Annotated in this window: 30 protein-coding genes and 2 pseudogenes; 13 read left to right on the top strand and 19 right to left on the bottom strand. The window is 62.7% G+C overall.

What is annotated here, in order from left to right:
• Positions 1 to 18: 18 nt before the first annotated feature.
• Positions 19 to 426: a UCP034077 family protein gene (locus NKJ20_RS17575; RefSeq protein WP_352474640.1), complete on the top strand. Its 408-nt coding sequence runs from the start codon at positions 19 to 21 to the stop codon at positions 424 to 426.
• A gap of 18 nt (positions 427 to 444) precedes the next feature.
• Here the strand turns inward: NKJ20_RS17575 and NKJ20_RS17570 are convergent, their stop codons facing one another.
• Together NKJ20_RS17570 and grxD are read right to left on the bottom strand one after the other, a co-directional pair.
• Positions 445 to 1,644 (bottom strand): multidrug effflux MFS transporter, encoded by a 1,200-nt coding sequence (locus tag NKJ20_RS17570; RefSeq protein ID WP_502902816.1) that lies wholly within the window; start codon positions 1,642 to 1,644, stop codon positions 445 to 447.
• A gap of 207 nt (positions 1,645 to 1,851) precedes the next feature.
• Positions 1,852 to 2,187, bottom strand: a complete 336-nt coding sequence (grxD, locus tag NKJ20_RS17565; protein WP_023674712.1) for a Grx4 family monothiol glutaredoxin — start codon at positions 2,185 to 2,187, stop codon at positions 1,852 to 1,854.
• Positions 2,188 to 2,350: 163 nt separating this feature from the next.
• On the opposite strand from grxD, the gene NKJ20_RS17560 reads away from it, so the two are divergent.
• Positions 2,351 to 3,157: a phosphodiester glycosidase family protein gene (locus NKJ20_RS17560; RefSeq protein ID WP_352745684.1), complete on the top strand. Its 807-nt coding sequence runs from the start codon at positions 2,351 to 2,353 to the stop codon at positions 3,155 to 3,157.
• A gap of 12 nt (positions 3,158 to 3,169) precedes the next feature.
• Here the strand turns inward: NKJ20_RS17560 and NKJ20_RS17555 are convergent, their stop codons facing one another.
• The 3 genes from NKJ20_RS17555 to NKJ20_RS17545 all read right to left on the bottom strand — a co-directional run bounded on the left by NKJ20_RS17555 (position 3,170) and on the right by NKJ20_RS17545 (position 7,288).
• Entirely contained in the window at positions 3,170 to 3,403 is a 234-nt protein-coding gene (locus NKJ20_RS17555) for a BolA/IbaG family iron-sulfur metabolism protein (RefSeq protein ID WP_352745681.1), read from the bottom strand.
• An 86-nt stretch (positions 3,404 to 3,489) separates the two neighbouring features.
• Positions 3,490 to 5,727 carry a phosphoribosylformylglycinamidine synthase subunit PurL gene (gene purL / locus NKJ20_RS17550; RefSeq protein ID WP_352745680.1) on the bottom strand — a complete coding sequence of 746 codons (2,238 nt, stop codon included), beginning with the start codon at positions 5,725 to 5,727 and terminating at the stop codon, positions 3,490 to 3,492.
• Positions 5,728 to 5,875: 148 nt separating this feature from the next.
• The gene (locus NKJ20_RS17545; RefSeq protein ID WP_352745678.1) at positions 5,876 to 7,288 is read right to left on the bottom strand and encodes an aminotransferase-like domain-containing protein; all 1,413 of its coding nucleotides are present in this window, start codon (positions 7,286 to 7,288) and stop codon (positions 5,876 to 5,878) included.
• A gap of 93 nt (positions 7,289 to 7,381) precedes the next feature.
• Here NKJ20_RS17545 and NKJ20_RS17540 point away from each other — a divergent pair, with 93 nt between their 5' ends.
• Positions 7,382 to 7,627 carry a DUF1127 domain-containing protein gene (locus NKJ20_RS17540; RefSeq protein WP_352449398.1) on the top strand — a complete coding sequence of 82 codons (246 nt, stop codon included), beginning with the start codon at positions 7,382 to 7,384 and terminating at the stop codon, positions 7,625 to 7,627.
• A gap of 26 nt (positions 7,628 to 7,653) precedes the next feature.
• On the opposite strand, the gene NKJ20_RS17535 is transcribed toward NKJ20_RS17540, so the two are convergent.
• From NKJ20_RS17535 to purC, 6 genes are read right to left on the bottom strand one after another with little or no spacing between them, the layout of a single operon-like run.
• Entirely contained in the window at positions 7,654 to 8,295 is a 642-nt protein-coding gene (locus tag NKJ20_RS17535; protein WP_352745675.1) for a Pr6Pr family membrane protein, read from the bottom strand.
• Between the two features lie 4 nt (positions 8,296 to 8,299).
• On the bottom strand, positions 8,300 to 8,710 hold the full coding sequence (locus tag NKJ20_RS17530; RefSeq protein ID WP_352745672.1) for a hypothetical protein: 411 nt from the start codon (positions 8,708 to 8,710) through the stop codon (positions 8,300 to 8,302).
• 2 nt (positions 8,711 to 8,712) lie between these two features.
• Positions 8,713 to 9,378 carry a glutathione S-transferase family protein gene (locus NKJ20_RS17525; RefSeq protein ID WP_352745670.1) on the bottom strand — a complete coding sequence of 222 codons (666 nt, stop codon included), beginning with the start codon at positions 9,376 to 9,378 and terminating at the stop codon, positions 8,713 to 8,715.
• Positions 9,379 to 9,409: 31 nt separating this feature from the next.
• On the bottom strand, positions 9,410 to 10,078 hold the full coding sequence (gene purQ, locus NKJ20_RS17520) for a phosphoribosylformylglycinamidine synthase subunit PurQ (protein WP_352614096.1): 669 nt from the start codon (positions 10,076 to 10,078) through the stop codon (positions 9,410 to 9,412).
• A gap of 1 nt (position 10,079) precedes the next feature.
• The gene (gene purS / locus NKJ20_RS17515) at positions 10,080 to 10,322 is read right to left on the bottom strand and encodes a phosphoribosylformylglycinamidine synthase subunit PurS (RefSeq protein WP_352745782.1); all 243 of its coding nucleotides are present in this window, start codon (positions 10,320 to 10,322) and stop codon (positions 10,080 to 10,082) included.
• Between the two features lie 40 nt (positions 10,323 to 10,362).
• On the bottom strand, positions 10,363 to 11,157 hold the full coding sequence (gene purC, locus NKJ20_RS17510; RefSeq protein WP_023674725.1) for a phosphoribosylaminoimidazolesuccinocarboxamide synthase: 795 nt from the start codon (positions 11,155 to 11,157) through the stop codon (positions 10,363 to 10,365).
• A gap of 270 nt (positions 11,158 to 11,427) precedes the next feature.
• Here purC and NKJ20_RS17505 point away from each other — a divergent pair, with 270 nt between their 5' ends.
• The gene (locus NKJ20_RS17505; protein ID WP_023674726.1) at positions 11,428 to 11,748 is read left to right on the top strand and encodes a DUF1476 domain-containing protein; all 321 of its coding nucleotides are present in this window, start codon (positions 11,428 to 11,430) and stop codon (positions 11,746 to 11,748) included.
• 118 nt (positions 11,749 to 11,866) lie between these two features.
• A complete protein-coding gene (locus NKJ20_RS17500) occupies positions 11,867 to 12,640 on the top strand; it encodes an HpcH/HpaI aldolase family protein (RefSeq protein WP_352745668.1) in 774 nt (257 codons plus the stop codon).
• Here NKJ20_RS17500 and NKJ20_RS17495 read toward each other — a convergent pair.
• Positions 12,637 to 13,185, bottom strand: coding sequence for an RBBP9/YdeN family alpha/beta hydrolase (locus tag NKJ20_RS17495; RefSeq protein ID WP_352745780.1), 549 nt, complete (start codon positions 13,183 to 13,185; stop codon positions 12,637 to 12,639). The two genes, NKJ20_RS17500 and NKJ20_RS17495, sit on opposite strands and share 4 nt — an antisense overlap.
• 274 nt (positions 13,186 to 13,459) lie before the next feature.
• On the opposite strand from NKJ20_RS17495, the gene NKJ20_RS17490 reads away from it, so the two are divergent.
• Positions 13,460 to 14,272: a VOC family protein gene (locus tag NKJ20_RS17490; RefSeq protein WP_352745665.1), complete on the top strand. Its 813-nt coding sequence runs from the start codon at positions 13,460 to 13,462 to the stop codon at positions 14,270 to 14,272.
• 1 nt (position 14,273) lies between these two features.
• Here the strand turns inward: NKJ20_RS17490 and NKJ20_RS17485 are convergent, their stop codons facing one another.
• The 4 genes and pseudogenes from NKJ20_RS17485 to NKJ20_RS17470 all read right to left on the bottom strand — a co-directional run bounded on the left by NKJ20_RS17485 (position 14,274) and on the right by NKJ20_RS17470 (position 17,452).
• Positions 14,274 to 14,846 (bottom strand): alpha/beta hydrolase, encoded by a 573-nt coding sequence (locus NKJ20_RS17485; RefSeq protein ID WP_352474659.1) that lies wholly within the window; start codon positions 14,844 to 14,846, stop codon positions 14,274 to 14,276.
• Positions 14,846 to 16,153 carry an adenylosuccinate lyase gene (gene purB / locus NKJ20_RS17480; protein ID WP_352702469.1) on the bottom strand — a complete coding sequence of 436 codons (1,308 nt, stop codon included), beginning with the start codon at positions 16,151 to 16,153 and terminating at the stop codon, positions 14,846 to 14,848. Before purB ends, NKJ20_RS17485 begins: the two co-directional genes overlap by 1 nt.
• Positions 16,154 to 16,212: 59 nt before the next feature.
• A complete protein-coding gene (locus NKJ20_RS17475) occupies positions 16,213 to 16,713 on the bottom strand; it encodes a hypothetical protein (RefSeq protein ID WP_352745663.1) in 501 nt (166 codons plus the stop codon).
• A gap of 11 nt (positions 16,714 to 16,724) precedes the next feature.
• Positions 16,725 to 17,452, bottom strand: a pseudogene (locus tag NKJ20_RS17470) (DUF2259 domain-containing protein).
• Between the two features lie 247 nt (positions 17,453 to 17,699).
• Here NKJ20_RS17470 and NKJ20_RS17465 point away from each other — a divergent pair.
• On the top strand, positions 17,700 to 17,954 hold the full coding sequence (locus NKJ20_RS17465) for a DUF2171 domain-containing protein (protein WP_023674734.1): 255 nt from the start codon (positions 17,700 to 17,702) through the stop codon (positions 17,952 to 17,954).
• A gap of 46 nt (positions 17,955 to 18,000) precedes the next feature.
• Here the strand turns inward: NKJ20_RS17465 and NKJ20_RS17460 are convergent, their stop codons facing one another.
• Together NKJ20_RS17460 and NKJ20_RS17455 are read right to left on the bottom strand one after the other, a co-directional pair.
• Complete coding sequence (locus NKJ20_RS17460; RefSeq protein WP_352745778.1) at positions 18,001 to 19,020, bottom strand: P1 family peptidase; 1,020 nt, start codon at positions 19,018 to 19,020, stop codon at positions 18,001 to 18,003.
• Positions 19,021 to 19,034: 14 nt separating this feature from the next.
• Positions 19,035 to 20,108: a branched-chain amino acid ABC transporter substrate-binding protein gene (locus tag NKJ20_RS17455; RefSeq protein WP_352449410.1), complete on the bottom strand. Its 1,074-nt coding sequence runs from the start codon at positions 20,106 to 20,108 to the stop codon at positions 19,035 to 19,037.
• A gap of 179 nt (positions 20,109 to 20,287) precedes the next feature.
• On the opposite strand from NKJ20_RS17455, the gene NKJ20_RS17450 reads away from it, so the two are divergent.
• The 6 genes and pseudogenes from NKJ20_RS17450 (at position 20,288) to NKJ20_RS17430 (ending at position 24,614) form a co-directional block, all read left to right on the top strand.
• Positions 20,288 to 20,782 (top strand): flavin reductase, encoded by a 495-nt coding sequence (locus NKJ20_RS17450; protein ID WP_352449411.1) that lies wholly within the window; start codon positions 20,288 to 20,290, stop codon positions 20,780 to 20,782.
• 33 nt (positions 20,783 to 20,815) lie between these two features.
• A pseudogene (locus NKJ20_RS34165) lies at positions 20,816 to 20,944 on the top strand (AAA family ATPase); the annotation flags it as partial.
• A 63-nt stretch (positions 20,945 to 21,007) separates the two neighbouring features.
• On the top strand, positions 21,008 to 21,346 hold the full coding sequence (locus NKJ20_RS17445) for an XdhC family protein (protein ID WP_023674738.1): 339 nt from the start codon (positions 21,008 to 21,010) through the stop codon (positions 21,344 to 21,346).
• 6 nt (positions 21,347 to 21,352) lie between these two features.
• Positions 21,353 to 22,057: an XdhC family protein gene (locus NKJ20_RS17440; RefSeq protein WP_352449412.1), complete on the top strand. Its 705-nt coding sequence runs from the start codon at positions 21,353 to 21,355 to the stop codon at positions 22,055 to 22,057.
• Positions 22,054 to 23,664 carry an NTP transferase domain-containing protein gene (locus NKJ20_RS17435; protein WP_352745659.1) on the top strand — a complete coding sequence of 537 codons (1,611 nt, stop codon included), beginning with the start codon at positions 22,054 to 22,056 and terminating at the stop codon, positions 23,662 to 23,664. Before NKJ20_RS17440 ends, NKJ20_RS17435 begins: the two co-directional genes overlap by 4 nt.
• A gap of 92 nt (positions 23,665 to 23,756) precedes the next feature.
• Entirely contained in the window at positions 23,757 to 24,614 is an 858-nt protein-coding gene (locus tag NKJ20_RS17430) for an alpha/beta hydrolase (RefSeq protein ID WP_352684216.1), read from the top strand.
• Here NKJ20_RS17430 and NKJ20_RS17425 read toward each other — a convergent pair.
• A complete protein-coding gene (locus NKJ20_RS17425; RefSeq protein WP_352684218.1) occupies positions 24,611 to 25,660 on the bottom strand; it encodes a DUF1176 domain-containing protein in 1,050 nt (349 codons plus the stop codon). The genes NKJ20_RS17430 and NKJ20_RS17425 overlap by 4 nt on opposite strands.
• Positions 25,661 to 25,757 lie beyond the last annotated feature (97 nt).

The following is a 25,757-nucleotide window of genomic DNA, read 5'->3' as shown; positions in this document are numbered from 1 at the left end:
CGAAACCGGAGATCTCGAATGAAACCTCGGTCCGCAATTGTTGCAACGGCCTTTGCCCTTGCCTTGGTTGCCGGTGTCAATGAAGCAAGCGCTGGGGAACGCGCATGTCGCAGTCCCGACTCCGTCGACACCATAGACGAGATGTTCTCCGCGATCTTCGCCTGTTGGAAGCCGCCGCGCGGAACCGCGGGCATGACCCTGACGCTGCAGTTCTCAATTCGCCGAAACGGCACGCTTATCGGCAAGCCGCGCGCCACCTACTCCCATCTAGGGGACGATGGTCCGCTCAATCGGGCCTTCGTGGCTTCCGTCCTCGAGGCGCTCGACAAGGCTCTTCCACTGCCCGTTTCGGACAGTATGGGTGGAGCAATCGCAGGACGTACGCTGTTCCCCCGCTTCACCGCGGTCAGTGAGGGTGCATCCTAGGCGCACGCGCAATGTGCATTAAACCGGCGGGTTATGCGGCTGGAACAGTCTGCCGCGCTCGGCCAGCAGGATCATCAGCAGCGCCGCCACCGACACGCTGCAGAACCCGGCGGCCAGCGGCGTCACCGTGCCGTTGAAGGCTTGGCCGATCAGCGTGCCGAGAATGCCGCCAAGAAATGTCTGCATGAACCCAAGGATCGACGACGCAGTGCCGGCCAGGTGCCCCAGCGGCTCCATGGCGAGCGCGTTGAAGTTCGCGCCGAGCGCGCCGAACGGGACCATGGCGCAGGCAAAGAAGGTAATGAAGAGCCAGAGCGGCATCTTTATTTCGATGGAAACGACCAGCCAGGCAAGGCTGATGGCCAGAAACAGCAGCAGTGCGCTTTGCGACAGACGGCGCATGCCGATGCGGCCGACGAGGCGCGAATTGAGGTAGTTCGAAAAAGCAAGCACGCCGGCAACCCCCGCGAAGATGACCGGGAACATCTCGCCGACATTGAACACGCTGACATAGATCTGCTGGGCCGAGGCGATGAAGCCGAACATGGCGCCGAAGATGAAGGTGCTGGCGAAGGCGTAGCAGAGCGCGATGCGGTTGGTGAGAACGATGCGGAAGCCGCCGATGATGGAGGATACCGTGAGCGGCCGGCGATATTCGGGGTGTAGTGTCTCGGGCAGGCGCAGCAGCGACCAGGCGGACACGATCAGCGCGCCGGCTGCCATGGTGACGAAGATAACATGCCAGGTCGCAAACAGCATGATGAACTGGCCGATACCGGGCGCCACCACCGGAATGGCCATGAACACCATGAAGATCAAGGACATGACTTCGGCCATGCGCCTTCCGTCGAACGTATCGCGCACGATCGAGACGGCAATGACGCGCGTCGCCGCCGCACCGATGCCTTGCACGGCCCGGCATAGCAGAAGCGTGGTGAATGACGGGGCGATTGCCGCAGCGCCGGCCGCCACGACGTAGATCACCAGCCCTGCGACAAGCGGCGCGCGGCGCCCGAAGCGGTCCGAGATCGGCCCGAAGAACAGCTGTCCGCCGCCAAAGCCAAGGATATAGGCGGTGACCACATATTGCCGGTGGTTTTCATTTTCGATGCCAAGCGAAGCGCCGATCTGCTGCAGCGCCGGCAAAATAATGTCGATGGCCAGCGAATTGAGCGCCATCAGCGCCGCGCACAGCGCAATGAATTCCCAGCGCGGAATGGGCAAGGTGCTTGCCTTTTGCTGCGCTTGTGCTTGCTGATCCACGGCCAGTCCGATCCTCAAACGAAAATGCGCCGGCTGGCCGACGCATCCATTCGTTGATTGCCCGATAGCGGACAGAACTTTTTGCCAAGGTGGGGGCTGCCCTGGCGCTTAGCGCATGACCCCCGAAAATCGCAGGCGGAAGGTCATCCGCAGAAACACAAGTCAGGCGGCGCCTTTGACGCTGACGCCCTTTTCGACGAGGAAGGTCTGCAATTCGCCCGCCTGGAACATCTCGCGGATGATGTCGCAGCCGCCGACGAACTCGCCCTTGACGTAGAGCTGCGGGATGGTCGGCCAGTTGGAATAGTCCTTGATGCCTTGCCGCAGTTCGGCCGACGTCAGCACGTCGACGCCCTTATAGTCGGCGCCGATATAGTCGAGGATCTGCACGACCTGGCCGGAAAATCCGCATTGCGGGAAGCCGGGCGTGCCCTTCATGAAGAGAACGACGTCGTTGCCCTTCACTTCATTGTCGATGTAGTCGTTGATGCCGCTCATGGAATACCCTTTCATGCCTGTGGGAGTCAGGCTCGAACATTACCCTTCAAATAAACCCATGGGTTGCGCGAAACAAGATGTTTGCCGCCTTGCCATGCAAATGGCGCAAAGGAACGTCTGATCTTGGGCCAAGAGCGTTGGCCACCATCTTTCCCGAGGCGCGATGAAAAGACGATATCTCGCCGGGATCCTCCTCGCCGTTCTGCTCGCCGCACTGTCCTTGATCTGGTGGGCCAGGTCGCCGAGACAACCACCCCTCGTTGTCGGCGGTGAATTGCCGGCGCCGTGCCGCGACGCGAGCTTCGAGGCGGTCGCCTATGTCGTCTGCGAAATCGATCTGCGCCACTATGACATCGGTGTGTTCCACGCAGGCTTTGACGGCAAGGCTTTCGGTTCACTGGACAAATTCGACAAGGCGATGGCGGATCAGGGCCGGCCGGTGCTGCTCGCCATGAACGCCGGCATGTATCACCAAGACCTGACTCCGGTCGGCCTTCTCGTCGAAGACGGCCGGGAGAAGGCGACGATCAACGTCGCCGACAGCGAAGGCAATTTCTTCCTGAAACCGAACGGCGTCTTCCTGGTCCGGAAGGACGGCAAGGCGGCGGTCATGGAGACAAGCGCCTATGCCGCCGCCAGGCCGGACGTGATGTTTGCCACGCAATCCGGCCCGATGCTGGTGATCGACGGCCGGCTTCATCCCCGCTTCGAGCAAAACGGCACATCGCGCTATATCCGCAATGGCGTCGGCGTGCGTGACGAAAACACCGTCGTGCTGGCGATCTCACGCTCTGAAGTCAGCCTCGGCAGCTTCGCACGGCTGTTTCGAGATGCGCTCAATTGTCCCAACGCGCTTTTCTTCGACGGGGTCGTTTCGGCGCTGTCGAACGGCGAGCGGATGATTGTTGGTGGAAACTATCCGGCGGGGCCGATCATTGCCGTGACCGGTAAGAAGCTTGCGAGCCGGTAACTGCAAGAGAGCTCACTCCGGCACGCTGGTCTGCAGGGCAAGCGCGTGCAGTAAGCCGCCCATGTTGCCCTTCAGCGCGTCATAGACCATCTGGTGCTGCTGGACGCGGCTTTTGCCGCGAAAGCTTTCGGCCACCACCTCAGCCGCATAATGGTCGCCGTCGCCGGCCAGGTCGCGAATCGTCACCTTGGCGTCCGGAATGCCTTCCTTGATCAGCCGTTCGATGTCGTGGGCGTCCATTGCCATGTGAGGATTCCTTGTTCAGGTCGTGATCTCATAGATATGGTCGAAATGGCGGATGAACCACAGCGAAACGGCCCCTCTCGATCACATCACGGGTCCACGACCTCATTTGCCATGAAGCGAGGGAACCAGGATTCGTGGGCGGCGGTCAATTCGCTGACCGGTATCGCACGCGCCTCGCCGAGCTTCAATTCGCTGCCGCCGGTCGAGCCGATCCACGGTGCAAAAATGCCGAGCCGGCTTTGCTGTTCGCGTATGACGTCCCACCCCTCGCTCTGCGGATCGATCGACAGCGTCAGCAGATAGCGGCCCTGATCCTCGCCGAACCAGACCGGGATCGGATCTGTACCGATCAGGCCGGGGATGGTCGCACCGATGCCTGAGGCCATCGCCATCTCGGCCAGCGCCACCGCGATCCCGCCGTCGGAAACGTCATGCGCCGCGGTAACGACACCGGAGCCGATCAGCGCCCGCACATGGTCGCCGACCCGCTTCTCGTGGTCGAGATCGACCGGCGGCGGCGGGCCGTCGGCGCGGCCATGAATGTCGCGCATATAGGCGGACTGGCCAAGATGCGTGCCCCACATGCTCGGCGCGCCGACCAGCACGATCATCTGGCCTTCGGCGGCAAAGCCGATCCGCACCATTTTCGACCAGTCGGCAATCAGCCCGACGCCGCCAATGGTCGGTGTCGGCAGGATGCCTTGGCCGTTGGTCTCATTGTAGAGCGAGACGTTGCCGGAGACGATCGGGAAGCCAAGCGCCCGGCAGGCATCGCCGATGCCTTTCACGGCACCAACCAGCTGGCCCATGATCTCCGGCCGTTCCGGATTGCCGAAATTGAGGTTGTCGGTGGCCGCGAGCGGCAGGGCACCGGTGGCGGTAAGATTGCGCCAGCATTCGGCGACCGCCTGCTTGCCTCCCTCGTAGGGATCGGCCTCGCAATAGCGCGGCGTCACGTCGGAGGAGAAGGCGAGCGCCTTGGTCGGATGACCGTCGACGCGCACGACGCCGGCATCGCCGCCGGGAAGCTGCAACGAATTGCCCTGGATCAGCGTATCGTACTGCTCCCACACCCAGCGGCGCGAGGACAGGTCCGGTCCGCCCAGCAGCTTGAGCAGTGCCTCGGCCACGTCGGCTTGCGGTGCATCGCCATCCAGCGGCGCCGGCTTCTTCGGCTCGACCCAGGGACGGTCATATTCCGGCGCCTGGTCGCCGAGATCCTTGATCGGCAGATTGGCAACCTCGTCGCCCTGATGCAGCACGCGAAAGCGCAGATCGTCGGTGGTCTTGCCGACGATGGCAAAGTCGAGGCCCCATTTGTGGAAGATCGCCTCGGCCTGTTTTTCCTTTTCGGGGCGCAGCACCATCAGCATGCGCTCCTGGCTCTCCGAAAGCATCATCTCATAGGCGCTCATGCGCTCTTCACGCACCGGCACCTTGTCGAGATCCAGCTCGATGCCGAGGTCGCCCTTGGCGCCCATCTCGACCGCCGAGCAAGTGAGGCCGGCGGCACCCATGTCCTGGATGGCGATAACGGCGCCGGACGCCATCAGTTCGAGGCAGGCTTCGAGCAGGCATTTTTCGGTGAACGGGTCGCCAACCTGCACGGTGGGGCGCTTCTCGTCGATCTTGTCGTCGAACTCAGCCGAGGCCATGGTAGCGCCCCCGACACCATCGCGCCCGGTCTTGGCGCCGAGATAGACGACCGGCAGGCCGACGCCCTTGGCCTCGGACAGAAAGATTGCGTCTGTTTTCGCGAGGCCCGCGGCAAACGCATTGACCAGGATATTGCCGTTGTAGCGGGCGTCGAAATTGACCTCACCGCCGACCGTCGGCACGCCGAAGGAATTGCCATAGCCGCCGACGCCGGAAACGACACCGGCAACGAGGTGCCTGGTTTTGGGATGGTCCGGCGCGCCGAAGCGCAGCGCGTTCATCGCCGCGATCGGCCGCGCGCCCATGGTGAAGACATCGCGCAGGATGCCGCCGACGCCGGTCGCAGCTCCCTGATAGGGCTCGATATAGGAGGGGTGGTTATGGCTCTCCATCTTGAAGACGACGCAGTCGCCGTCGCCGATGTCGACCACGCCGGCATTCTCGCCCGGGCCCTGGATGACTTGCGGCCCGGTGGTCGGCAGCGTGCGCAGCCACTTCTTCGAGGATTTGTAGGAACAATGCTCGTTCCACATCGCCGAAAAAATACCAAGTTCGGTAAAGCTCGGTTCGCGCCCGACGAGGTCGAGGATGCGCTGGTACTCGTCGGGCTTCAGCCCGTGCGCGGCAATGAGTTCAGGAGTGATCGGCACGGAATTGGAAATGGTCATGATCGGCAATTGTGTCCTTGGGATCGAGTCCCGTCTTATCGCAAGCGTTGCAGCCGATACACCCCGTTGGATGACTAAAACGATGGAAAGCAACAGCTGACCGCAAGTAGCGAAAGATCGCCACTCGACCCGCCGGTTTCAAGCCGGTTCAGGAAAAGCTGTCGTAGCCGGCGCGGCCTTCGTCCAGAAGCCGCCGGATTACCGCGACGCCGTGCGCGATATCGTCCCGCTGTCGCGGCTGCGAGATGCCAAACCGCACGCCGTGAAAGGCCTGTTCGGAACGCCCTGCCTTGAACTCGTCCTCGTCGTCGATGAGCACGCCATGTTCGAGGCAGGCCTGCTTGAAAGTGCCGGAAAGCCATGGGTCCGGCAAAGTGAGCCAGACGAACGGCACATTATCCAGCGTCTTGAACTCGAAGCCGTCGAGTGTCTCGCGCACGATCGCGATGCGTGCACCGATCTCGGCAATGCTGCGTTTGCGCATCTCAGCGGCCTGACCGGACAGCACCAGCCGGCTGCCCACCTCCGCCAGCAGAAAGGGCAGGCCGCCCGTCATCATCTTGTGGGCAACCCGGATGCGGTGACGATAGGCCGGCGGGCAAGCGAGCCAGCCGCCGCGAACACCCGCCGCGACCGATTTCGACAGGCCGCCGGCAACGATGGTCCGTTCGGGAGCATATTCGGCCAATAAAGGCGTTGGGTCGTCGGTCAGTCCGCCATAGAGATCGTCCTCGATCAGGACGACGTTATATTGACGGGCGATACGCGCGATTGCCTCGCGGCGCGCGGCCGACAGCGTTGTCAGCGTCGGGTTTTTGGCCGTCGGCATCAAAAACATCATCTTCGGATGCTTTTGTGCGCAGACGCGCTCGAAATCCTCGGGATCGATGCCCTCGTCATCAGCCGCCACCAGTGCGGTCCGGCGACCGATCAGGCCGGCGCTGCGCGAGATCTGCGAATAGGTGAGGTGTTCGAAAACGACATAGTCGCCGGGGGCGGTGAGCCCCGCAATGGTTGCCATTACCGCCGCGTGGGTGCCGAGCGTGGGGACAATGGCATCTGCGGCCGGGCGAAAGGAATTGCGTGACAGCCAGCGCCTGCCGGCTTCGAACCAGCGGTCCGGGAAATCACGCGTGTAGCTTGAAATCTCATGCGGATGGTCTTGCGCCGTGCGTGTCAACACGTCTGCGACGATGGCACCCTGGCCGACATCCGGTGCGGCCGTGCTATCGAAGCGCAGCTTGTCGCCGGGCGCATCCATATAGCGCGTGCCTTGTTCGACCGGCCCCAGGAAATCCGGCTTTGCGCTCTCCGACTGTTGAGCGATAACATAGGTTCCGCGGCCGACCTCGCCGCTCACCAATCCCCGCTCGCGCAGCAATTGATAGGCCCTGCCGACCGTGCCGACGGTCGTGCCGATGTCGTATGCCAGATCGCGCTGCGGCGGCAGCTTTGCCCCTGCACCGATCAGGCCGCGGTCGATGTCCGTCTCGATGGAATCAGCAAGCCGCTGATAGAGCGGGCCGGTGCGGGCGGTCAGGTCTGGAAGCCAAGTTGTCATGGTGACAATTTTTTACATTGCACCGAAATGAGAGTCAATACATATGGAGCGGGCCGTACGAAAAGGCACAATTGCAATCTTGGCAGAAAGAAAATGGGTACAATAGAGACAATCCGCTACGCGGCAGTTGAATTGACCGGAAGCCGCTCGTCGGGCCGGAGATCCTATGTTCGCGGGCTCGTGCAAGTGGTCACGTCATTCGTCCGATGGATCGACAGCCTGCTGGATCGCCGCCGCAGTCGGCTGGTCCTGCTCGAGATGACCGACGCCCAGCTCAAGGATATCGGCATTTCACGCTGCGATGCCCATCGTGAAGGTCTGAGGCCGTTCTGGGACTGAGGAGTTCGACGGGGCGCTATCGCACTTTAGCGGATGTCCGCCGCCCTGATCCGCGTGACACCATGGTCCACAAGCACCGCCACAATGCACAGCATCAGAAAGAGCCCGGTGATGGCCAGAGCCGAGACGGCGACGCTGGTCGCGCCGTTCTTAGCGAGATCGAGGAACGGGTAGGGCACTTCACCGGCAATCGGCGCCCGCAGCAGCGCGTAGGCCAGATAGGCGATCGGATAGATCATCCACCAGGAGATGTCGCGCCACCGCGTCGAGCCGTCGGCGCCTGCCACAAGCCACCACAGCACGAACAACACCGGCGTCACATAGTGCAGGAGCACATCGCAGAGCAGGAACAGCCCTTGCGGCTGCCAAAGCTGCGCCAGGACCGTTGCATAAACGATGAGGACCAGCGTTATGGCGACGGCTACGCCCGCCCGCATCCGTGGCGCGGCAAAGGCCGGAAACCAGGCATAACCCGTCGACGACAGCAACGAGGCATGGACGAGCACCGCGCCGATGTTGGTCAGGATGGTGAAGAAGCTGAAATAGAAGACCAGCGAGCCGGCAAAGCCGCGGCCGGCTTCCATTGATGCCGGGACGGTGATGCAGAGTTGCAGGACGAGCCCGGCCAGGCCGACGACCAGACCGGTGATCTGCAGCACGCGACCCATTGGGCTAGGCAGCAGCGCCGCAGCCCGGATTGCCCGCCTGCCAGCGGGCAATGTCCGAGCCGATGCGGGCGCCGAGCGGTTCCGCCATCAATGGGCCGAACACGTCGACGCGGCTCGAATTGCCTTGCGCCTGCACGACCAGCAACGGCTTTCCACCATAATGTTTGGCCGGCACCAGCAGGAAGCGCGGCGTGCCGCTGAACGAATTCAGCTCGTTGGCCATCTGGTACGATTTGAAGGCAGGGTCCTTGCTGGCGATCCAGCATTTGTGGGCAGCTATTGCCACCTGCTCCATGGCAAGCAGTGACGCGCTCTTGCCCGCCGGCGCCGGCGCGCTCTTCGGGCCTGACTGGCAGGAGGCGAGTACAAGACCGGCGGAAGCGGCGAGGGCGAGGCGCGTGGTCGTCGGTCTCATGTTCAAGCGGCGCCCATCTCGAGTTCGGACAGAAAGATCTTCAGACCGTCTGTCATCTCACCCCAGACGCGCGACAGCGCCGGATGCTGCAAGGCGATTTGCTCATAGGCATCGAATTTCGGATAGGCGTCAAGCAAATCGGGGCGGCCGATCGTTGTCCTGAAATTGTTGAAGACGAACCGGGTCGGCGTCAACCACGCATCGGCAAAGGAGATGTCGTCGCCGAGCGCGAACGGGCCATGCGCCATGCGGGCCTCGATTGCCGCAAGCCCGTGATGCAATCGGGCGAACTGTGCCTTGATCTCCGCCTCATTGCGCTGCGGCACGAAATAGAGTTCGAACAGCTTCATGGTCGGGGCGAGCACGTCGAGGTCGGTGATGCGGGCGAACATGCGCACCAACGCCCGGTCTTTCGTATCCTTGGGCAGCAGCGCCGGCTCGGTGAAACGCTCCTCCAGATATTCGGCAATGACTACCGATTCGACGATCGTTTCGCCGGAACCGGTGATCAGCACCGGAATCCTGTTGAGCGGCGAGATGGCACGAAATGCCTCGGGGATGGGAAACCCCGGCGGCGGTACAATGAGCTTGAGCGGCACGTTCTTGATGTAGGCCAACGCCCGCACGATCGACGAATAGGGCGACAACGGCCGCGAATAGAGTTTCATGACCGTCGCTCCAGGAGGAAAATTGAAGGCATCAAGCGGCGATGCCCAGCGCGCTTTCGAACAGCGCCCGGCCGTCGCTGCCGCCATGCGCCGCTTCGATCAGGTTCTCGGGATGCGGCATCAGGCCGAGCACATTGCCGCGGCCGTTGACGATGCCGGCAATGTCGTTGATCGAGCCATTGGGATTGGTGCCTTCGGCATAGCGGAATACCACCTGGCCTTCCCCTTCGAGGCGGGCCAGCGTTTCGGCATCGGCAAAATAATTGCCGTCATGGTGCGCCACCGGCGCGCGGATGACCTGGCCCGGCTGATAGCGGCGGGTAAACATCGTGTTGGCATTAGCAATCTGCAGCTTGACTTGCCGGCAGACGAATTTCAGCGAGGTGTTGCGCATCAATGCGCCCGGCAGCAGGCCGGCCTCGACCAGGATCTGGAAACCGTTGCAGACGCCGATGACCATGACGCCCTTGGCCGCCTTTTCGGCGACAGCCCGCATTACCGGCATGCGCGCGGCAATGGCGCCGCAGCGCAGATAATCGCCAAACGAAAAGCCGCCGGGAATGGCGATCAGGTCGACATCGGGAATGTCGGTGTCGGTCTGCCAGACGGTGACCGGCGGCGTGCCGGAAATCTTGGTCAGCGCCGCGATCATGTCGCGGTCGCGATTGAGGCCGGGGAGCAGGACGACGGCTGATTTCACCTCAGGCGATCTCCACCGCGTAATTCTCAATCACCGTATTCGCCAGAAGCTTGTCGCACATGGCTTTCAGATCCGCCTCGGCCTTGGCCTTATCGCCCTCGGCAAGCTCGATATCAAAAACCTTGCCTTGCCGCACCTGGCCGATGCCGCCGAAACCCATTCCGGACAGCGCATGCTCGATTGCCTTGCCTTGTGGGTCGAGCACGCCGTTCTTGAGGGTTACGGTAATGCGGGCCTTGATCACGCTGGACATGCTCCTGTTCACCTGTTGAGCTGGCAAGCCATCAATGTGGCTTGCCTTTGACGCCGTCGGTCGATGCGACGAGCACCGGTCCGGCCGGGCGCGGCGGCTCGTTCTCGTTCATGATGCCGAGGCGGCGGGCAACTTCCTGATAGGCTTCGACCAGCCCACCCATGTCACGGCGGAAACGATCCTTGTCGAGCTTGTCCTGCGTCGCCACGTCCCACAGCCGGCAGGAATCCGGCGAGATCTCATCGGCAACGACGATGCGCATCATATCGCCTTCGAACAGGCGGCCGCATTCAATTTTGAAATCGACCAACTGGATGCCGACGCCCATGAACAGGCCGGAAAGGAAGTCGTTGACGCGAATGGCCAGCGCCATGACATCGTCGATCTCCTGTGGGCTCGCCCAGCCGAAGGCGGTGATGTGCTCTTCCGAGACCATCGGATCGTCGAGCGCATCGGCCTTGTAATAGAATTCGATGATCGAGCGCGGCAGCACGGTGCCTTCCTCGATGCCCAGGCGCTTGGCCAGCGAGCCGGCGGCGACGTTGCGCACCACCACTTCGAGCGGGATGATCTCGACTTCCTTGATCAACTGCTCGCGCATGTTGAGCCGGCGGATGAAGTGGGTCGGAATGCCCATCCGGTTGAGATGATTGAAGATGTGCTCGGAAATGCGGTTGTTGAGCACGCCTTTGCCATCGACGATTTCATGCTTCTTCTTGTTGAAAGCGGTAGCGTCGTCCTTGAAGAACTGGATCAGCGTGCCAGGCTCCGGTCCCTCATAAAGGATCTTGGCCTTGCCTTCATAAATGCGGCGGCGATTTTTCATCTGATTTTTCTCTGGATTTGCGGGCAGGCGGCAAGCGACCAGTTCCTGTCCGTCTGCCTAAAATAAGATGGCGACGGTGGGGTTCAATGCCGGTGTCTATCCCAATCGCACTGTTTGCTCAATCGGCAAATCCTTTCAATCAACCGCTTTCGGGCACCGAAATGCCGCAGCGCAGCAAGCAATGTAGCATATTGACCGGCCGGCGCCCTTTTGGTTTGTGCTCCGGCAACACATATTGGCACAACGAATCGGATTTCACGGAGGGATGCCATGAGCAGCATGAAAGACCGCGAAGAGGGCTTTGAGCGCAAATTCGCATTCGACGAGGAACTTCGGTTCAAGGCTGCGGCACGCCGCAACAGAGCGCTCGGCCTGTGGGCTGCCGAAAAGCTCGGCAAGTCCGGCGCCGATGCCGACGCTTATGCCAGGGAAGTGGTCGTCAGCGACATCGAGGAAGCCGGCGATCACGACGTTTTCCGCAAGATACGCAAGGATTTCGATGCGGCCGGCATCGACCAGTCGGACCATCAGATCCGCCGCACCATGGATGAATTGATGGCGCAGGCGATCGAGCAGATCAAGAACACCTGATCCCCATCGATACTCTTCGAATGCTGGACCAATCGACCGCCCGGCCTCACCGGGCGGTTTTTCTTTGCCTTTGCGGTCATTTCCGGCTGAATTGCTGCAAGCAAAGAGGAAATCGCCAATGTCCCTGAAGTCACGCCTTGCGGCCGACGAGACGCTGTTCACCGCATGGTCCGGCGTGCCGGATGCCTTGACGGTCGAGATACTGGCCAGGCAAGGATTCGACGCGGTTACGCTCGACATGCAGCATGGGGGCCATCACGAGGACAGCGTGCTGCGCGGGCTTGTGCCGGTGCTGGCCGCCAACAAGCCGGCTTTGGTGCGCATCCCGGTCGGCCGCTTCGACATGGCCAGCCGCGCGCTCGACTTCGGCGCCGAGGCTGTGATTGCGCCGATGGTGAATTCAGTGGCGGACGCAAAGCTGTTTGCCGCCGCCATGAAATACCCGCCGCTCGGCGAGCGCTCCTGGGGTCCGACCTATGCTTTTCCGCGCCATGGCAAGGGCGATTATGCCGACTGGCTGCGCGACAGCAACCAGCGCACCATGGCGTTCGCCATGGTCGAAACGCGGGCCGCGCTTGATGCACTCGACGGCATTCTCGACACGCCGGGTATCGACGGGATCTTCCTCGGCCCGTCGGATTTCTCGATCGCCTGGTCGAAGGGGACCACCGTCAGTTCGACGCTGGAGAGCATGATGGAGACCGTCGCCTCGATCGCCGAGCGCACCCGCAAGGCCGGCAAGCATGCGGCGATCTATGTGATGGAACCGGCCGTTGCCGGTCGCGTGGTGTCGATGGGCTACCGGCTGCTGGCGATGGGTTCCGAGCATTCGCTGATTTCGCTTGGGGCAAAGACCCTGCTGAACAGCGTCAGGGATTCGATCGCTTCCTAGAGATCCGTGAGGAATTTCGCGAACGTAATCGAGCCTTCAGGCCAGGGGCCGAAGCCGGAATCCGTGTTGAGATGACCGGCATCCCCGGCGTCGATGAACAGCGAGCCCCACGCCGCGGCAATGTCCTCGGCGACGCCGAAGGCGCAGAACGGGTCGTTGCGGCTGGCGATCACCACCGACGGAAACGGCAGCGGGTCGCGCGGATAGGGGCCGAAGGTCATCAGGTGCCTCGGCTTTATCTCTGGATTGGCGACATCGGGCGGCGCCACGAAGAAAGCGCCGGCGACCGGCCTCTCGAACCGAGGCAATGCTTGAATGACCGCCGCGACGCCAAGCGAATGGGCGACGATGACGACCGGCCGCTCGGCCTCGTTAACCGCCTTGGCGACACCGGCCGTCCAATCCTCGCGCACCGGCTTCGACCATTCCGCCTGTTCGACGCGGCGCGCTGTCGATAGTTTCGACTGCCAGCGGCTCTGCCAATGATCAGGGCCGGAATTGGTGTAGCCCGGCACGATGAGAATATCTGCTTCCCTGACTTTCATGGCGCGCATGTAGCGAGAGGCGCTGTCGGGTGCAACCGGGTATGAACTAAACAGCGACACGCAAACGGCCGCTCATGAGCCCGGTTCTGCTCGCTATTGTGAACACCCTGTTCGCTTCTTGCGCTCTTGTGTGAACGATCGCGATCAACGATCTGTCGCCAGGAAAGAAGAATGGCTGTTCCGAGATTTTGGCACGGACATGGCGTAGAATGATTGATGGCGCCGGATTGCTGTGTTGGAAGCTTGTCGAGCGCCGCCTGAACGGAGCACTTTGATGAGCGAACTGCCTTTTGCCGCGACGACCCCGGTCAGCGTTGCCCGCGTCGGCTTGCGGGCGCGCGATGCAGACAATCTCGCTGCCTACTATCGCAAAGTCGTCGGTTTGCAGGAACTGAGCCGCGCCGGCGGCACGATTACGCTCGGCGCAGTCCATCGCCCTTTGCTCGACATCGAAGCGGATCCGGCCGCGAAACCCGATGACCCGCGCAGCGCCGGTCTTTTCCACACCGCCTTCCTGCTACCCAGACGGGCCGATCTCGGCCGCTGGATCAATCACGCCATCGCCGGCAAGATCGGCATCGAGGGCGCATCCGATCATCTGGTCAGCGAGGCTCTTTACCTAACCGATCCGGAAGGCAACGGCATCGAGATCTATGCCGACCGCCGTCCGCAGGACTGGAAATGGAACGGTGACAAGATAGCGATGGCGACGGAGCGGCTGAACATTCCGTCGGTTGTTGCCGAGGTGCCGGCCGGCGACACCGGCTGGCAGGGCGCGCCGGAAAACAGCATTATCGGCCACGTCCATTTGCGGGTCGGCAGGCCGGAAGAAGCCGAAGCATGGTGGCATCAGGAGTTCGGTTTCGACACAGTGGCAAAGTACGGTGGCGCGGCGGTGTTCCTGTCGTCCGGCGGCTATCATCACCACATTGGCGCAAATGCGTGGCAGAGCGCGGGCGCCGGTCGCCGCGATCCCGCCCGCTCCGGCTTGGCCTGGGTCGAGATGCGCTCGGACAATGCCGCAAGCGAGACCACCCGCGAGGATCCGTGGGGCACGGTGATAAGGACGGTTCCCGGTAAGGCGTAGGTTAGAGGTTCGCTTTTTCGAGCAAGCGGCCAAGCATGAGCAGGCCCGCCGGCCACAGGCCGAGGCGGGCCTCGTTTCCCATATGGCCGAGATCGCCCGCATCGGCGAGTTCGGCACCCCAGGCTGCGGCGAAGGCGGTCGCCTTGTCGAAGGTGACGCGTGGGTCGCTGCGGCTCGCCACCACCAATGTCGGGAAGGGCAGGCGCTTCAGCGGCATCGGCGCGAACGGGCGCACCGCGTCGAATGAGGGATCGGCATCCTCGACATTGGTCGCGGCAACCAGGAATGCCGCCGCGACCTTGTCGAGTTGGCTTTGACTGGCGCCGGCAGCCCACTTCACCGCCGTCGCCACCGCCAGCGAATGCGCAAGCAGCACGACGCGGCGCGGTGCGGCGGCCACCGCGGCATCCACCTGGCCGATCCAGTCTTCAGGCTTTGGCCGGTCCCACTCGGCCTGCAGCACGCGGCTCGAATTGGGGAACACCCGGCACCAATGCGACATCCAATGATCCGGCCCGGAATTGCCGCGCCCGGGCAGGGCAAGGAAATCGAAATCTCCGGCCGACGAAATCATCAGGCTTCTCCAAACACTCGGCTAAAGATCGTATCGACGTGCTTGGTATGATAGCCCAAGTCGAATTTCTCGCGGATCTCGGCCTCGGGCAAGGCTGCGACAACGTCCTTGTCGGCCAGAAGTTCCTCAAGAAAATCAGCGCCTTGCTCCCACACCTTCATGGCGTTGCGCTGCACCAGCCGGTAGGCGTCCTCGCGCGAAACGCCGGCTTGCGTCAGCGCCAGCAGCACGCGCTGCGAATGCACGAGGCCGCGGAATTTGTTCATGTTCTTCAGCATGTTGTCGGGGTAGACTAGCAGTTTGTCGACGACGCTGGTCAGGCGTGAGAGCGCGAAATCGAGCGTCACCGTCGCGTCGGGCCCGATCATGCGCTCGACCGAGGAATGCGAGATGTCGCGCTCGTGCCAGAGCGCCACATTCTCCATTGCCGGCAATGCGAAGGAGCGCACCATGCGGGCAAGGCCGGTCAGGTTCTCGGTCAGCACCGGGTTGCGCTTGTGCGGCATCGCCGACGAGCCCTTCTGTCCGGGTGAAAAGTACTCTTCTGCTTCAAGTACCTCGGTGCGCTGCAGATGGCGCACCTCGATCGCCAGCCGCTCGATCGACGAGGCGATCACGCCGAGCGTGGCGAAGAACATCGCGTGGCGGTCGCGCGGGATCACCTGCGTCGACACCGGCTCCGGCTTCAGTCCGAGTTTCTTGGCCACGTATTCTTCGACATAAGGGTCGATATTGGCGAAGGTGCCGACCGCACCAGAGATGGCGCACGTGGCGATGTCCTCGCGTGCATGCACCAGCCTCTCGCGGCAACGCGAGAATTCGGCATAGGCCTGCGCCAGCTTGACGCCGAAGGTGGTCGGCTCGGCATGGATGCCGTGGCTGCGGCCGATGGTGATGGTGTCCTTGTGCTCGAAGGCGCGGCGCTTGAGCGCCGCAAGCAGCCCGTCAATGTCGGCCAGCAGGATGTCGCTGGCGCGGGTGAGCTGCACGGCAAAACAGGTGTCGAGGACGTCGGAGGATGTCATGCCCTGGTGGATGAAGCGGGCGTCCGGCCCGACGAATTCGGCAAGATGGGTGAGAAAGGCGATGACGTCATGCTTGGTGACGCGCTCGATCTCGTCGATGGCTTCGACGTCGAACTTCGCCGCCCCGCCTTTCTCCCAGATGGTCTTGGCGGCCTCCTTCGGGATGACGCCGATCTCGGCCAATGCGTCGCAGGCGTAGGCCTCGATCTCGAACCAGATGCGGAACCGGGTTTCGGGCGACCAGATGGCCACCATTTCCGGCCGGGAGTAGCGAGGGATCATCAGTCGGTCCTGACTTGCGAGAGCATTTGCCCGCGTCCTAACAGAGGCAGGCAAAATGCTCAACGTTGCTGGCGCGCAAACCAGACGCTGGCGACAGCTAGCGCAATGAAACCGAGCGGAAAATACAGCCGGATGCCGAGGACGACGAACTGGTAGAGCGCCGTCAACATCGTGAACACGAACTGGAAAACCCAGGTGATGGTGAGCGCGGGTGCATGCCATTGGACATAGTAGGAGCGGTATTGCAGCCCAAAGAGGCCGCCGGTGAAGGTAATTGTCGCGGCGAGAAGGCAGACGAAGGCGGCGGCGAGGGCGATTTCCCAGTGGCGTCCGAGCGAGACGAGCCGCGCCAGAAACAGCCCAACCGGGAAGGCCAGCGCGCCGCCGGCAGCATAAAGCAGCGAGACGAAGCGGACCTTCGCCGGGGTCTCCCAATCGTACAACAGCAGATTGAGCAGCGCGCTGGCGCCCATCGCCATGGCCCACAACAAGGCACCGGCAAATGCGGTGCGCAGCGGCGGCAAGGAGCGGCGGAGACGGCCCAGAGCGCGATAGCGCATGGCGGGGAACTTCACAGGCGACCGGTTACCGCGATCCAGCGATAGTCCGGCCCTTCGAAGCCGTATTGGCGCACCGCGATCAGCACGGCATAGGCGCTGAGGCTATCCAGCGAAAATGTCTGAACCGCGCCGATCTGGTAGCCATTCGGACAGCCTCTGCTTTGCGGGATCGATTTGTCCTCGTGAATGATCCTCGTCTGGCCGCCATCCTTCGCCTCGATGCGCAGCAGGCGAAAGCCATTGATCTCGCCCTGGCTCTGGCAGCGTTCGGTGTCGTTCATGCCGATCTGGTCGAGCCGGAACTCGAGCGGATCGTCGACCGGCGAGAAGATCGGGCGCGGATTGACCACCATGCGGAAGGGATCGGCAGAAAGCTCGGTCACCGGGTTGAAGCCGGCGGTGATGCCGCGATTTGCCGTGAGTTCCGCCTGACTGACGATCGCTTCGCCCCTTTGCCGGGCCTGCAGCCGCGCTGCGGCCACCGTGGCATTCTCGTCGTCGAGCCGGACACGTATCGGCGAGCCCTTGAGGAAACTGTCGTCGGCCGTGTCGATATAATAGCGGATCGCATAGGGAAATCCGGATCCGTCCTGGACGCTGTATTCCTCGAAGGCAAAGACCCCCCGCCATCACGGCTGAAGCCGAGGATCTCAAGCTCGGCGACATCGCCTGCGTGGGCGGCGGCCAAAGTTGCGAGCGGGGCAAGCAGGCAGACGGCAAACAGGGCAAGATTTCGCATGGGACTTTCCATTCCGGCGGTCGACGCCGTTAAATTCCTATCACGATGCCGTCAAAAGATCGTGCTGACTGAAACACAAAGTCGATGCATCCAATCCGGCCGTCGTTTGTTATTGTCGGCAGCTTCACCGCATCGTGCCTTCCGAAAATCAGGATCGATTTTCGGAAGCCACGATGCATTGATTCAAAATGTTTAGAGTGTCCTTTGCGCGTTCAAAAGGACGCGCGGCGCTCTAAGGGAGACCCCCATGACAGATGCAGCCAAGATTCGCGAACGTATGGAAGTGATCGGCGCCGACGGCGTCCATGTCGGTACCGTCGACAAGGTTGACGGAGATCGCATAAAGCTGACCAAGCGCGACAGCGGCGAGGGCGCTCACAGGGGCCATCACCACTTCATTCCTCTCAGCCTTGTCGCCGAGGTCGAGGGCCAGAAGGTGCGGCTGTCGGCAAACTCGGATGTTGCGGTCACCTTCGAGGAAGAAAAATCCGAACCCACCTGATCATAATCCAGTCTGATTACGGCTCACCCGAATGAGCGTTGCGCGTTCAGCGCGACGACCAGACCGGGAACAGATCGCCCTCGGCCGGCGTCGCGGCAAAGACGCCGCGGCTGATGGCGCGTGCCATCGTGGCGCCGGCCGCGGCGTAGAGATCGACGGCATCGTTGGGTGCGAGCTCGATGCCGCTCTTGCCCGTTGCCAGCGCGAAGACCAGATCGCCGTCTGCGGGCGTGTGTGTCGGCCAAATGGCACGGACAAAGCCGTCATGCGCCGATATCGCCAGACGTTTGGCGGCGGCCTTCGTGAGTACCGCATCGGTGGCGATCACGGCGATGGTCGTGTTGGCGCCGGTTTCCGCCTGTTCTGTCGCATGCTTGTCACGGAACTTCAGCAGGACCATTCTGGCATCGTCAGGCATCGGGTGGGGATAGCCTAACCCGCCGAACTCGTCGCCGATCTCGAACGGCGCCGCCCAGAAATGGCGGGTCCCGGCGACCGTCACCGAGCCGGTCGGGTTGACGGCGGCGAGCGCGCCGATGGTGACGCCGCTGTCCAGCACCGTCGAGGCCGAGCCGAGCCCGCCCTTCAGGCCGGAGCTCAGCGCGCCGGCACCGGCGCCGGCGGTGCCGAGCGCAAAGTCGATCGCGGCGGCTTGCGCGGCTTCGTAGCCGAGGTCGCGGTAAGGCGGATACCGGCCCCAATCCTTGTCGCCGCCATTGCGCAGGTCGAACAGGATCGCCGCCGGCACGATCGGCACGCGAAAGCCGCCGACCTCGACGCCGATGCCTCTTTCGCGCAACGCCGCCTGCACCCCCGACGCGGCGTCGAGGCCAAAAGCCGAGCCGCCCGAAAGCACCACGGCATGGATGGCGTGGATCGAATTGTGCGGCTCGAGCAGGTCGGTTTCGCGGGTGCCCGGCGCACCGCCCAGGATCTGCACGCCGGCCACGGCTGGTTCGTCGCAGATGACGGTGGTCACACCGGATTTCAACGTCGCATTCGCTGCACTGCCGACACGCACGCCGGCGACGTCGGTGATGAGATTGCGCGGACCGGTACGGAACATCCCCGTGCTGGACATCATTGGCTCTCCGCCGACAAGAAACGGCCGCCGTCGAAACGGAAGGCGCGATAAGGATTTTGCGTCAGGTCGCCTTTTTCGTCAAAGCGGATCGGTCCGATCGCCGTGGTGAAGTCATGTGCGGTCAGTGCATTGGCCAGCCTCTCGCCGGAGCTTTGCGTCAATGCCGACGCCGCCTTGGCGATCTCGACCGCGGCATAGGCGGGAAGCGTGTAACCTTCCGGCACGATGTTTTGTCCGGCAAAGCTCTGCAGCACCTTGGGGTCGGCGACATCGGCCCATTCGGGCGGCGCGATCATCAGCGTACCGACGGCATAAGGCACGTCGCCGAGCGGCGCGCGCAACGCTTCGCCGCCGGCAAACACCATGCCGGTATTTAGCTGGCCAGCATCCCGGCCCATAACGGCGACATCATCGCCGTCGCCGCCGGCAAAGACATGCGTTGCGCCGGCTTTCTTCAGCCGGCCGATCAGGCCGATCTGGTTGTCGAGCTGCGGCCGGAACGTGTCGACGAACACCGGCTTCAGAGCTGCTTGCTCGGCGGCTGCCCGAAATGTCTCGGCCATTTCGCGGCCATAGATCGTACCGTCGTCGACGATGGCGAACAGCTCGGTCTGCCATAGGTGGGTGAGGATGGCAGCAACGGCATTGCGCTCGTCGTCGCCGCGCGGCCCGAGACGATAGATCGGCCATCCGGTCTTGGCGCGCCGGTCGGTCAGGCTTTCCGTGCGAACGCCGACGGTGATCACCGGTATGCCGGCATCCTTGAGGATCGGCAGAGCCGCCTCGATTGCGTCGGTGCACAAAAACCCGATGACGACGTTGACCTTGGCCGCGGTGAACTCCCGCGCGGCGGCGGCGCCACCGTCGGCCGTGCAGGCGTCATCGATCGTCTTGATTTCGGCATCGTTCGCTTCAGCCGCCATTGTCGCGCCGGCCTCGATCTGTTTGCCGAGGATCGCCGACGGCCCCGACAAAGGTGCCGCGACGCCGACCAGCAGCGTCTCGGCATTTGCACTGCAGGCGACCGAGAGCCAGGCCAGCACCGCTATCGTGGTTGTCCAAGGTCGCATGCGAGCGAAGAATTCCTCCACGCCGGTCGCGTGGTTGCCGGCGCCAATGCCGTCAAGACCTAAAGGCTGGCCAGCTTTGGCGCAACACGCGAATTCGGGATATAGGTCAAGCACTTCGCTTGTGGCCTGCAATATCCCCCCATATATAACGGTTGGTTCTGACTAGTGGAAAATCATCGGTGCTGAAGAAGAATGACATCGGGCCGCAGGCCTACCGCGACGCGATGGCCCATTTTGCTGGCCATGTGCATGTAGTCACCACCGATGGCCCTGCCGGCAGGCGCGGCGCGACGGTGATCGCGGCCTGCTCGGTGTCGGACACGCCGCCAACCATCCTGGTTTGCCTCAATCGTGAAAATCCCAAGAACGAGCCGTTCGTGGAAAACGGCAAATTTGCCCTGAACACGCTGGCTTCGGATCAGGAGCCGCTGTCGATCGGCTTTTCCGGCATTACCGGCCTGCCGGTCGAGGAGCGTTTCGCGTTGGCCGAATGGGATGTGATCTCGACCGGTGCGCCGACGCTGAAGGGCGCGCTCGCCGTCTTCGACTGCGAACTGATCGACTCCAAGGATCTGGCCACCCACCGTGTGCTTTTTGGCCAAGTTACAGGTTTGCGCATCGGCGATAATTTGCGGCCGCTGATCTATCACAACCGCGGCTACCACGCTTTGTAGAGGCTTTCAGATGGCCGCGCCCGCGAAAACAGAATGACCGAGTTGAAAACCGCGTCCGACGCCGCGGACGGTCGACGAGACGCTCGATCTGTTAACCCGTGCGGATTATGTGCGGACCGGTCGCTGGCAACCGTGCTGTTTTTATGCGTTCGGTCGACGCGCGCCCGTGGATCGAGGCTGGCGTGAAGCGCGTCGCATAACCACATGTCTGCCAGGGAGAAAATCATGGAACGCAGTATCTATCTCGATGAGGCCCGCGACCCGCTGATCATCGCGGAGGGCTGGATGAAGGACGGCAAGGATGTCGCCATTGCCACTGTGGTCGAGACCTGGGGCTCGGCGCCGCGCCCGGTCGGCAGCCACCTGGTCATCGATGCGGAAGGCAATTTCCACGGCTCAGTCTCTGGCGGCTGCGTCGAAGGCGCGGTGGTCACCGAGGCGGTCGATGTTATCGATAGCGGCACGGCCAAAATGCTCGAATTCGGCGTCGCAGACGAGACCGCCTGGCAAGTCGGCCTGTCATGCGGCGGCCGCATCAAGGTCTATGTAGAAAGATTGGGTTGATCTCGAATGGATCCCTATGCGCTGAAGACACTCAACGCCGAACGCCGCGCCCGCCGCGCGGCAATCCTGGTCACCGATCTCGACGACGGCCGCGACCGTGTCGTGCGCGAGGGCGACCGGGTAGCCGGCGAACTCGGGGCGGCCATCGCCAAGGCATTTCGCACGGGCAATTCCGGTTCGGTCGAAGCTGAGGGACGGACCTTCTTCCTCAACGCACATCTGCCGCAGCCGCGGCTGGTGGTGATCGGCGCCGTCCACATCAGCCAGGCGCTGGCACCGATGGCCAGGATCGCCGGCTATCCTGTCGAGATCATCGATCCGCGCACGGCCTTTGCCACGCCCGATCGTTTTCCCGATATCGCGCTGCATGCCGAATGGCCAGAGGATGTGCTGACGCGTCAGCCGCTCGATAGCTATACGGCGCTGGCTGCTCTCACCCACGATCCGAAGATCGACGATTCCGCGCTGAAGGCGGCGCTCGACGCCGGCTGCTTTTATGTCGGCGCGCTCGGCAGCCGCAAGACCCACGCCAAACGTGTGGAACGCCTGCTGGCTTCGGGAGCGACAGCCGACCAGATCGCCCGCATTCATGCCCCGATCGGCCTCGACATTGGGGCTGCCAGCCCGGCCGAGATCGCCGTCGCGGTGTTGGCGCAAGCGATCCACGCCTTTCGCTCCCGCGGCCTCGAATCCAAAGGCGCGGTCGCGTGAAATTTGGTCCCGTTGCGATCGATACGGCCGAAGGGGCAGTGCTTGCGCACGCCACCACGGTCGGAGAGCGCCGCTTCCGCAAGGCGCACAGGCTAAGCGCCGGGGATGTGTCCCTGTTGAAGGCCGCTGGCATTTCCGAGGTCGTAGCGGCGGTGTTGGCGCCCGATGATCTCAGCGAGGACGTCGCTGCCGAAAAGATCGCCGCATCCATGATCCATCGCAACATCGAGGCGAAGCCCGCCGCGACAGGTAGGGTCAACCTCCACGCGCAGGCTGCCGGCATGTTCACCGTCGACGCGGCGATGATCAACGCCATCAACGCCGTCGATCCGACGATCACCATCGCCACGCTCGCGCAGCATGCGCCGGTCGAAAAAGGTCAGACGGTAGCAACGGTGAAGATCATTCCGTTTGCGGTCGCCTCCGCTTTGGTCGATGCGGTGGCAAGGATCTGCGCGGGCGGCGAGATCTTTGCGGTCAACGCCTATCAGCCGGTGCGCGTCGGCGTCATCCAGACGGTGCTGCCCGGCATCAAACCCAGCGTGCTCGACAAGACGCTGCGCGTCACCGAAGCGCGCCTGGCGCGTTCGGGCGGCAGGCTGACGGCGGAGCGTCGAACCCCGCATGAAATTATCCCCGTCGCCGAGGCTGCGGCCTCGCTGATCCGCGACAACGATATGGTGGTGATCTTCGGCGCTTCGGCGATGGCCGATTTCGGCGACGTCGTTCCTGCTGCGATCGAAAGGGCGGGCGGCACTGTCATCCGCGCCGGCATGCCGGTCGATCCCGGCAATCTGCTGGTGCTCGGCACACTCGGCGGCAAGCGCATCATCGGTGCGCCGGGCTGCGCCCGCAGTCCCAAGGAGAACGGCTTCGACTGGGTGCTCGACCGGCTGATCGCCGGTCTCGACGTGACCGCCAGGGATATTGCCGGCATGGGTGTCGGCGGGTTGTTGATGGAAATTCCGACGCGGCCGCAACCGCGCGAGCCATTGCCGGCCAAAGCCGAACCAAAGGTCGAGATCGTGCTTCTGGCCGCCGGCCGCTCCAGCCGCATGGGCGGGCCGAACAAGCTCTTGGCGCTGTTCGACGGCAAGCCGCTGGTCCGTCGCACTGCCGAACGCGCGGTCGGTTCGAAAGCCGCGGCCACCATCGTCGTCACTGGCCACCAGCGCGAGCGCGTGCGAGATGCACTGTCTGGCCTCGATATGACCTTCGCCGACAATCCGGATTTCGGCGAGGGTCTGTCTTCGTCGCTGAAGGCCGGCATCGCCAAGATTTCCGGCGACGCCGCCGGCGCCATGATTGTCCTCGGCGATATGCCCGGCGTCGCCTCGGCCGACCTCGACAGGCTGATCGAGGCGTTCTGCAGGTCCGAAGGCCGATCGGTGGTGCGGGCCTCGCACGATGGGCGGCGCGGCAATCCCGTGCTGCTGCCGCGTTCGCTGTTTGCCGCGATCGCTCACCTCGAAGGCGATACCGGGGCCCGCCATCTGGTCGAGGCCGAAGGGTTCGACGTCATCGACGTCGAGATCGGCGAAGGGGCAGCCGTCGATGTCGACACGCGCGAGGCGCTGGAAAGCGCTGGCGGCGTGCTGCAGGATTGACAAACCGAAGCCGAAAAACGCATGGCTGAGGGATGGCCTTTCGTTCCTGCTTCCGGTTCCGCTTGCCTCCCTCCGGCCTCCCGGCCCTGCTGATGGCGATTCTTTTGTCGCTCTCTCGTGCAGCCTACGCCAACGCTCTCGAACTCAAACCCTTCAAGGACGATCTGTTCGCATATCCGGCCACACTTTCGTCCGAAAGCAACGGCGCCTATACGGTCATCGATTATCGTGAGCTGCGCGATATCAACGCCCGCGACGAAGTGCCTGAGCGCCGGGTGCATGCGCAATACACCGATATCGGTGTGCGCAAGGTGCAGCAGGATTTGTTGCTGAAGACCGATGCCGGCGATGTCCGCCACATCGCGGTCGGCAACGCCGAGGGCGCCAGCATCATCGTGCTCTATCTGCACGGGCAGGGCGGTAGCCGTAAGCAGGGTGCTGACGATTTCACTTTCGGCGGCAATTTCAACCGTATCAAGAACCTGATGGCCGGTAATGGCGGCCTCTATCTGTCGCCGGATTTTTCCGATTTCGGTGACACCGGTGCCGCCCAGATCGCCGCATTGATCGGCCACTATGCCGAACAGTCGCCGCGCGCAAAAATCTTCGTCGCCTGCGGCTCTATGGGCGGCGCGTTGTGCTGGAAGCTGGCAGGGCGCAAGGACTCCGGCGGGCGCATCGACGGGCTGCTGCTGCTCGGCTCGCTGTGGGACGAGAGTTTCTTCTCAAGCTCCGCATTCAAGCGCCGTGTGCCGGTCTTCTTCGGCCAGGGCAGCAAGGACCCGGTGTTTCCAATCGAGAAACAGGAAGCCTTCTTCCGATCGATTCTGGGCAAATCGAAAGCCTACCCGACCCGCTTTGTCCGCTTCGAGACCGGCACACATGGCACGCCGATCCGCATGACCGACTGGCGGGACACACTCAACTGGATGTTATCGAAGGTCCCTTAGGGCGCGGTGTTGTAGTCGAGCACGGTCTGCGGGTTGATCTCGCCGTCATAAGAGGCATCGACCTCATACTGCACCAGCGAGAAATTGCCGTGGCGAAACAGGTAGGTGCCGGCCGACGAGGCGTCGCCGACGCCGCGCCATTTGTTCGAGGATGAAATCGTTTTGGTGGCCTCGTCATATTCGGAGTTGACCAACTGGTCGTCGGTCTGGAAGCCGATGATGTTGATGCCCTCGACCTTGCCTTCGCTATTGTTGTTCTCATAGCGAATATCGAGTTCCGGTGACGCGAATTGCAATTGCCGGACGCCCGATACGTCGTCGTAGATGTAATAGACTGCGCTCTCATTGTAGGCGGCCATCGAGCAGAAAAAGCGAAACAGCCGTGTCTCGCGTTCGGGCTCGTTTTCGGCCGCCCCCGCATCCTTGTAGCGGAGCGAGTAGGCGTCCGGCTCTCCTCGCGGATCGCCGCCGGGCATGTCCTTGTCGCATTGGTCGCCATAGGTCGCTGCGAAGGCCTTCTTGGCCTGCTCAAGCGCTGCGTCCTTCTTCGGCGGCGTCGGTCCTTCGCCGCAGCTTGCCGGCACGGCATCCTCGAAATCGGCCTTTGAGGGTTTCAGCGCACCCTTGTCGATGAAGATCGAGCGAAATGGCGGTTCCTGGATCGAAGCGTTGATCTGGCGCAGCGTGTAGCAACCGGCAAAGACATTCTCGCTGCCGTCGTTGGCCGTCGCCCGGATGGCGACGGGGACGCTGTAATAGATGCTGCCGGCAGCACCGTCTTCGGACACACCACCGATTTTGACTTCGACCGTGTCGGTGCCGTCATAGCCTTTGACGAAAGCATCGAAGTCCTTGGCCGGCTTGGTGTCGCCGAAATAGTCCCAGGCGCGCGCGAATTCGTGCCGGCTGATGGCACTATAAAGCGACCGGATGACCGCTTCGGCATCCGACCTGTCGTCTATGTAAGGCGCGTCGGCGGCGAGCACCGGTTGGCTGGTAGCGGCAAGGGAGAAAAAAGCGGTCGCTGCAAAAAGGGCGCGTCTCATCGGGAACCTCCACTCGATGAAAAATCCTATCATATCGATTGCGGCGGCGTGGTGACGCTTGAACAATCGCCTGCGAAAGCGCTACCTCTCGCCGTGG

Origin of the sequence: Mesorhizobium sp. M0185 (assembly GCF_040322175.1) — a bacterium.
GTDB lineage: Bacteria > Pseudomonadota > Alphaproteobacteria > Rhizobiales > Rhizobiaceae > Mesorhizobium.
Note: the sequence above shows the minus strand (reverse complement) of the source record. Positions and strands in the feature narration are given on the sequence as shown.

Bases quoted from the DNA above. Each gene is read 5' to 3' on its own strand.
- NKJ20_RS17495 (WP_352745780.1), bottom strand. From the start codon at position 13,185: ATGAAAGTCAGGGAAGCAGATATTCTCATCGTGCCGGGCTACACCAAT.
- NKJ20_RS17465 (WP_023674734.1), top strand. From the start codon at position 17,700: ATGACAGATGCAGCCAAGATTCGCGAACGTATGGAAGTGATCGGCGCC.
- NKJ20_RS17430 (WP_352684216.1), top strand. From the start codon at position 23,757: ATGGCGATTCTTTTGTCGCTCTCTCGTGCAGCCTACGCCAACGCTCTC.
- NKJ20_RS17490 (WP_352745665.1), top strand. From the start codon at position 13,460: ATGAGCGAACTGCCTTTTGCCGCGACGACCCCGGTCAGCGTTGCCCGC.
- NKJ20_RS17545 (WP_352745678.1), bottom strand. From the start codon at position 7,288: ATGACAACTTGGCTTCCAGACCTGACCGCCCGCACCGGCCCGCTCTAT.
- purL (WP_352745680.1), bottom strand. From the start codon at position 5,727: ATGACCATTTCCAATTCCGTGCCGATCACTCCTGAACTCATTGCCGCG.
- grxD (WP_023674712.1), bottom strand. From the start codon at position 2,187: ATGAGCGGCATCAACGACTACATCGACAATGAAGTGAAGGGCAACGAC.
- NKJ20_RS17540 (WP_352449398.1), top strand. From the start codon at position 7,382: ATGGGTACAATAGAGACAATCCGCTACGCGGCAGTTGAATTGACCGGA.
- NKJ20_RS17425 (WP_352684218.1), bottom strand. From the start codon at position 25,660: ATGAGACGCGCCCTTTTTGCAGCGACCGCTTTTTTCTCCCTTGCCGCT.
- NKJ20_RS17530 (WP_352745672.1), bottom strand. From the start codon at position 8,710: ATGAGACCGACGACCACGCGCCTCGCCCTCGCCGCTTCCGCCGGTCTT.
- NKJ20_RS17575 (WP_352474640.1), top strand. From the start codon at position 19: ATGAAACCTCGGTCCGCAATTGTTGCAACGGCCTTTGCCCTTGCCTTG.
- NKJ20_RS17525 (WP_352745670.1), bottom strand. From the start codon at position 9,378: ATGAAACTCTATTCGCGGCCGTTGTCGCCCTATTCGTCGATCGTGCGG.
- NKJ20_RS17460 (WP_352745778.1), bottom strand. From the start codon at position 19,020: ATGTTCCGTACCGGTCCGCGCAATCTCATCACCGACGTCGCCGGCGTG.
- NKJ20_RS17505 (WP_023674726.1), top strand. From the start codon at position 11,428: ATGAGCAGCATGAAAGACCGCGAAGAGGGCTTTGAGCGCAAATTCGCA.
- NKJ20_RS17555 (WP_352745681.1), bottom strand. From the start codon at position 3,403: ATGGCAATGGACGCCCACGACATCGAACGGCTGATCAAGGAAGGCATT.
- purB (WP_352702469.1), bottom strand. From the start codon at position 16,153: ATGATCCCTCGCTACTCCCGGCCGGAAATGGTGGCCATCTGGTCGCCC.
- NKJ20_RS17535 (WP_352745675.1), bottom strand. From the start codon at position 8,295: ATGGGTCGCGTGCTGCAGATCACCGGTCTGGTCGTCGGCCTGGCCGGG.
- NKJ20_RS17500 (WP_352745668.1), top strand. From the start codon at position 11,867: ATGTCCCTGAAGTCACGCCTTGCGGCCGACGAGACGCTGTTCACCGCA.
- NKJ20_RS17445 (WP_023674738.1), top strand. From the start codon at position 21,008: ATGGAACGCAGTATCTATCTCGATGAGGCCCGCGACCCGCTGATCATC.
- NKJ20_RS17560 (WP_352745684.1), top strand. From the start codon at position 2,351: ATGAAAAGACGATATCTCGCCGGGATCCTCCTCGCCGTTCTGCTCGCC.
- NKJ20_RS17475 (WP_352745663.1), bottom strand. From the start codon at position 16,713: ATGCGCTATCGCGCTCTGGGCCGTCTCCGCCGCTCCTTGCCGCCGCTG.
- NKJ20_RS17455 (WP_352449410.1), bottom strand. From the start codon at position 20,108: ATGCGACCTTGGACAACCACGATAGCGGTGCTGGCCTGGCTCTCGGTC.
- NKJ20_RS17485 (WP_352474659.1), bottom strand. From the start codon at position 14,846: ATGATTTCGTCGGCCGGAGATTTCGATTTCCTTGCCCTGCCCGGGCGC.
- NKJ20_RS17440 (WP_352449412.1), top strand. From the start codon at position 21,353: ATGGATCCCTATGCGCTGAAGACACTCAACGCCGAACGCCGCGCCCGC.
- purC (WP_023674725.1), bottom strand. From the start codon at position 11,157: ATGAAAAATCGCCGCCGCATTTATGAAGGCAAGGCCAAGATCCTTTAT.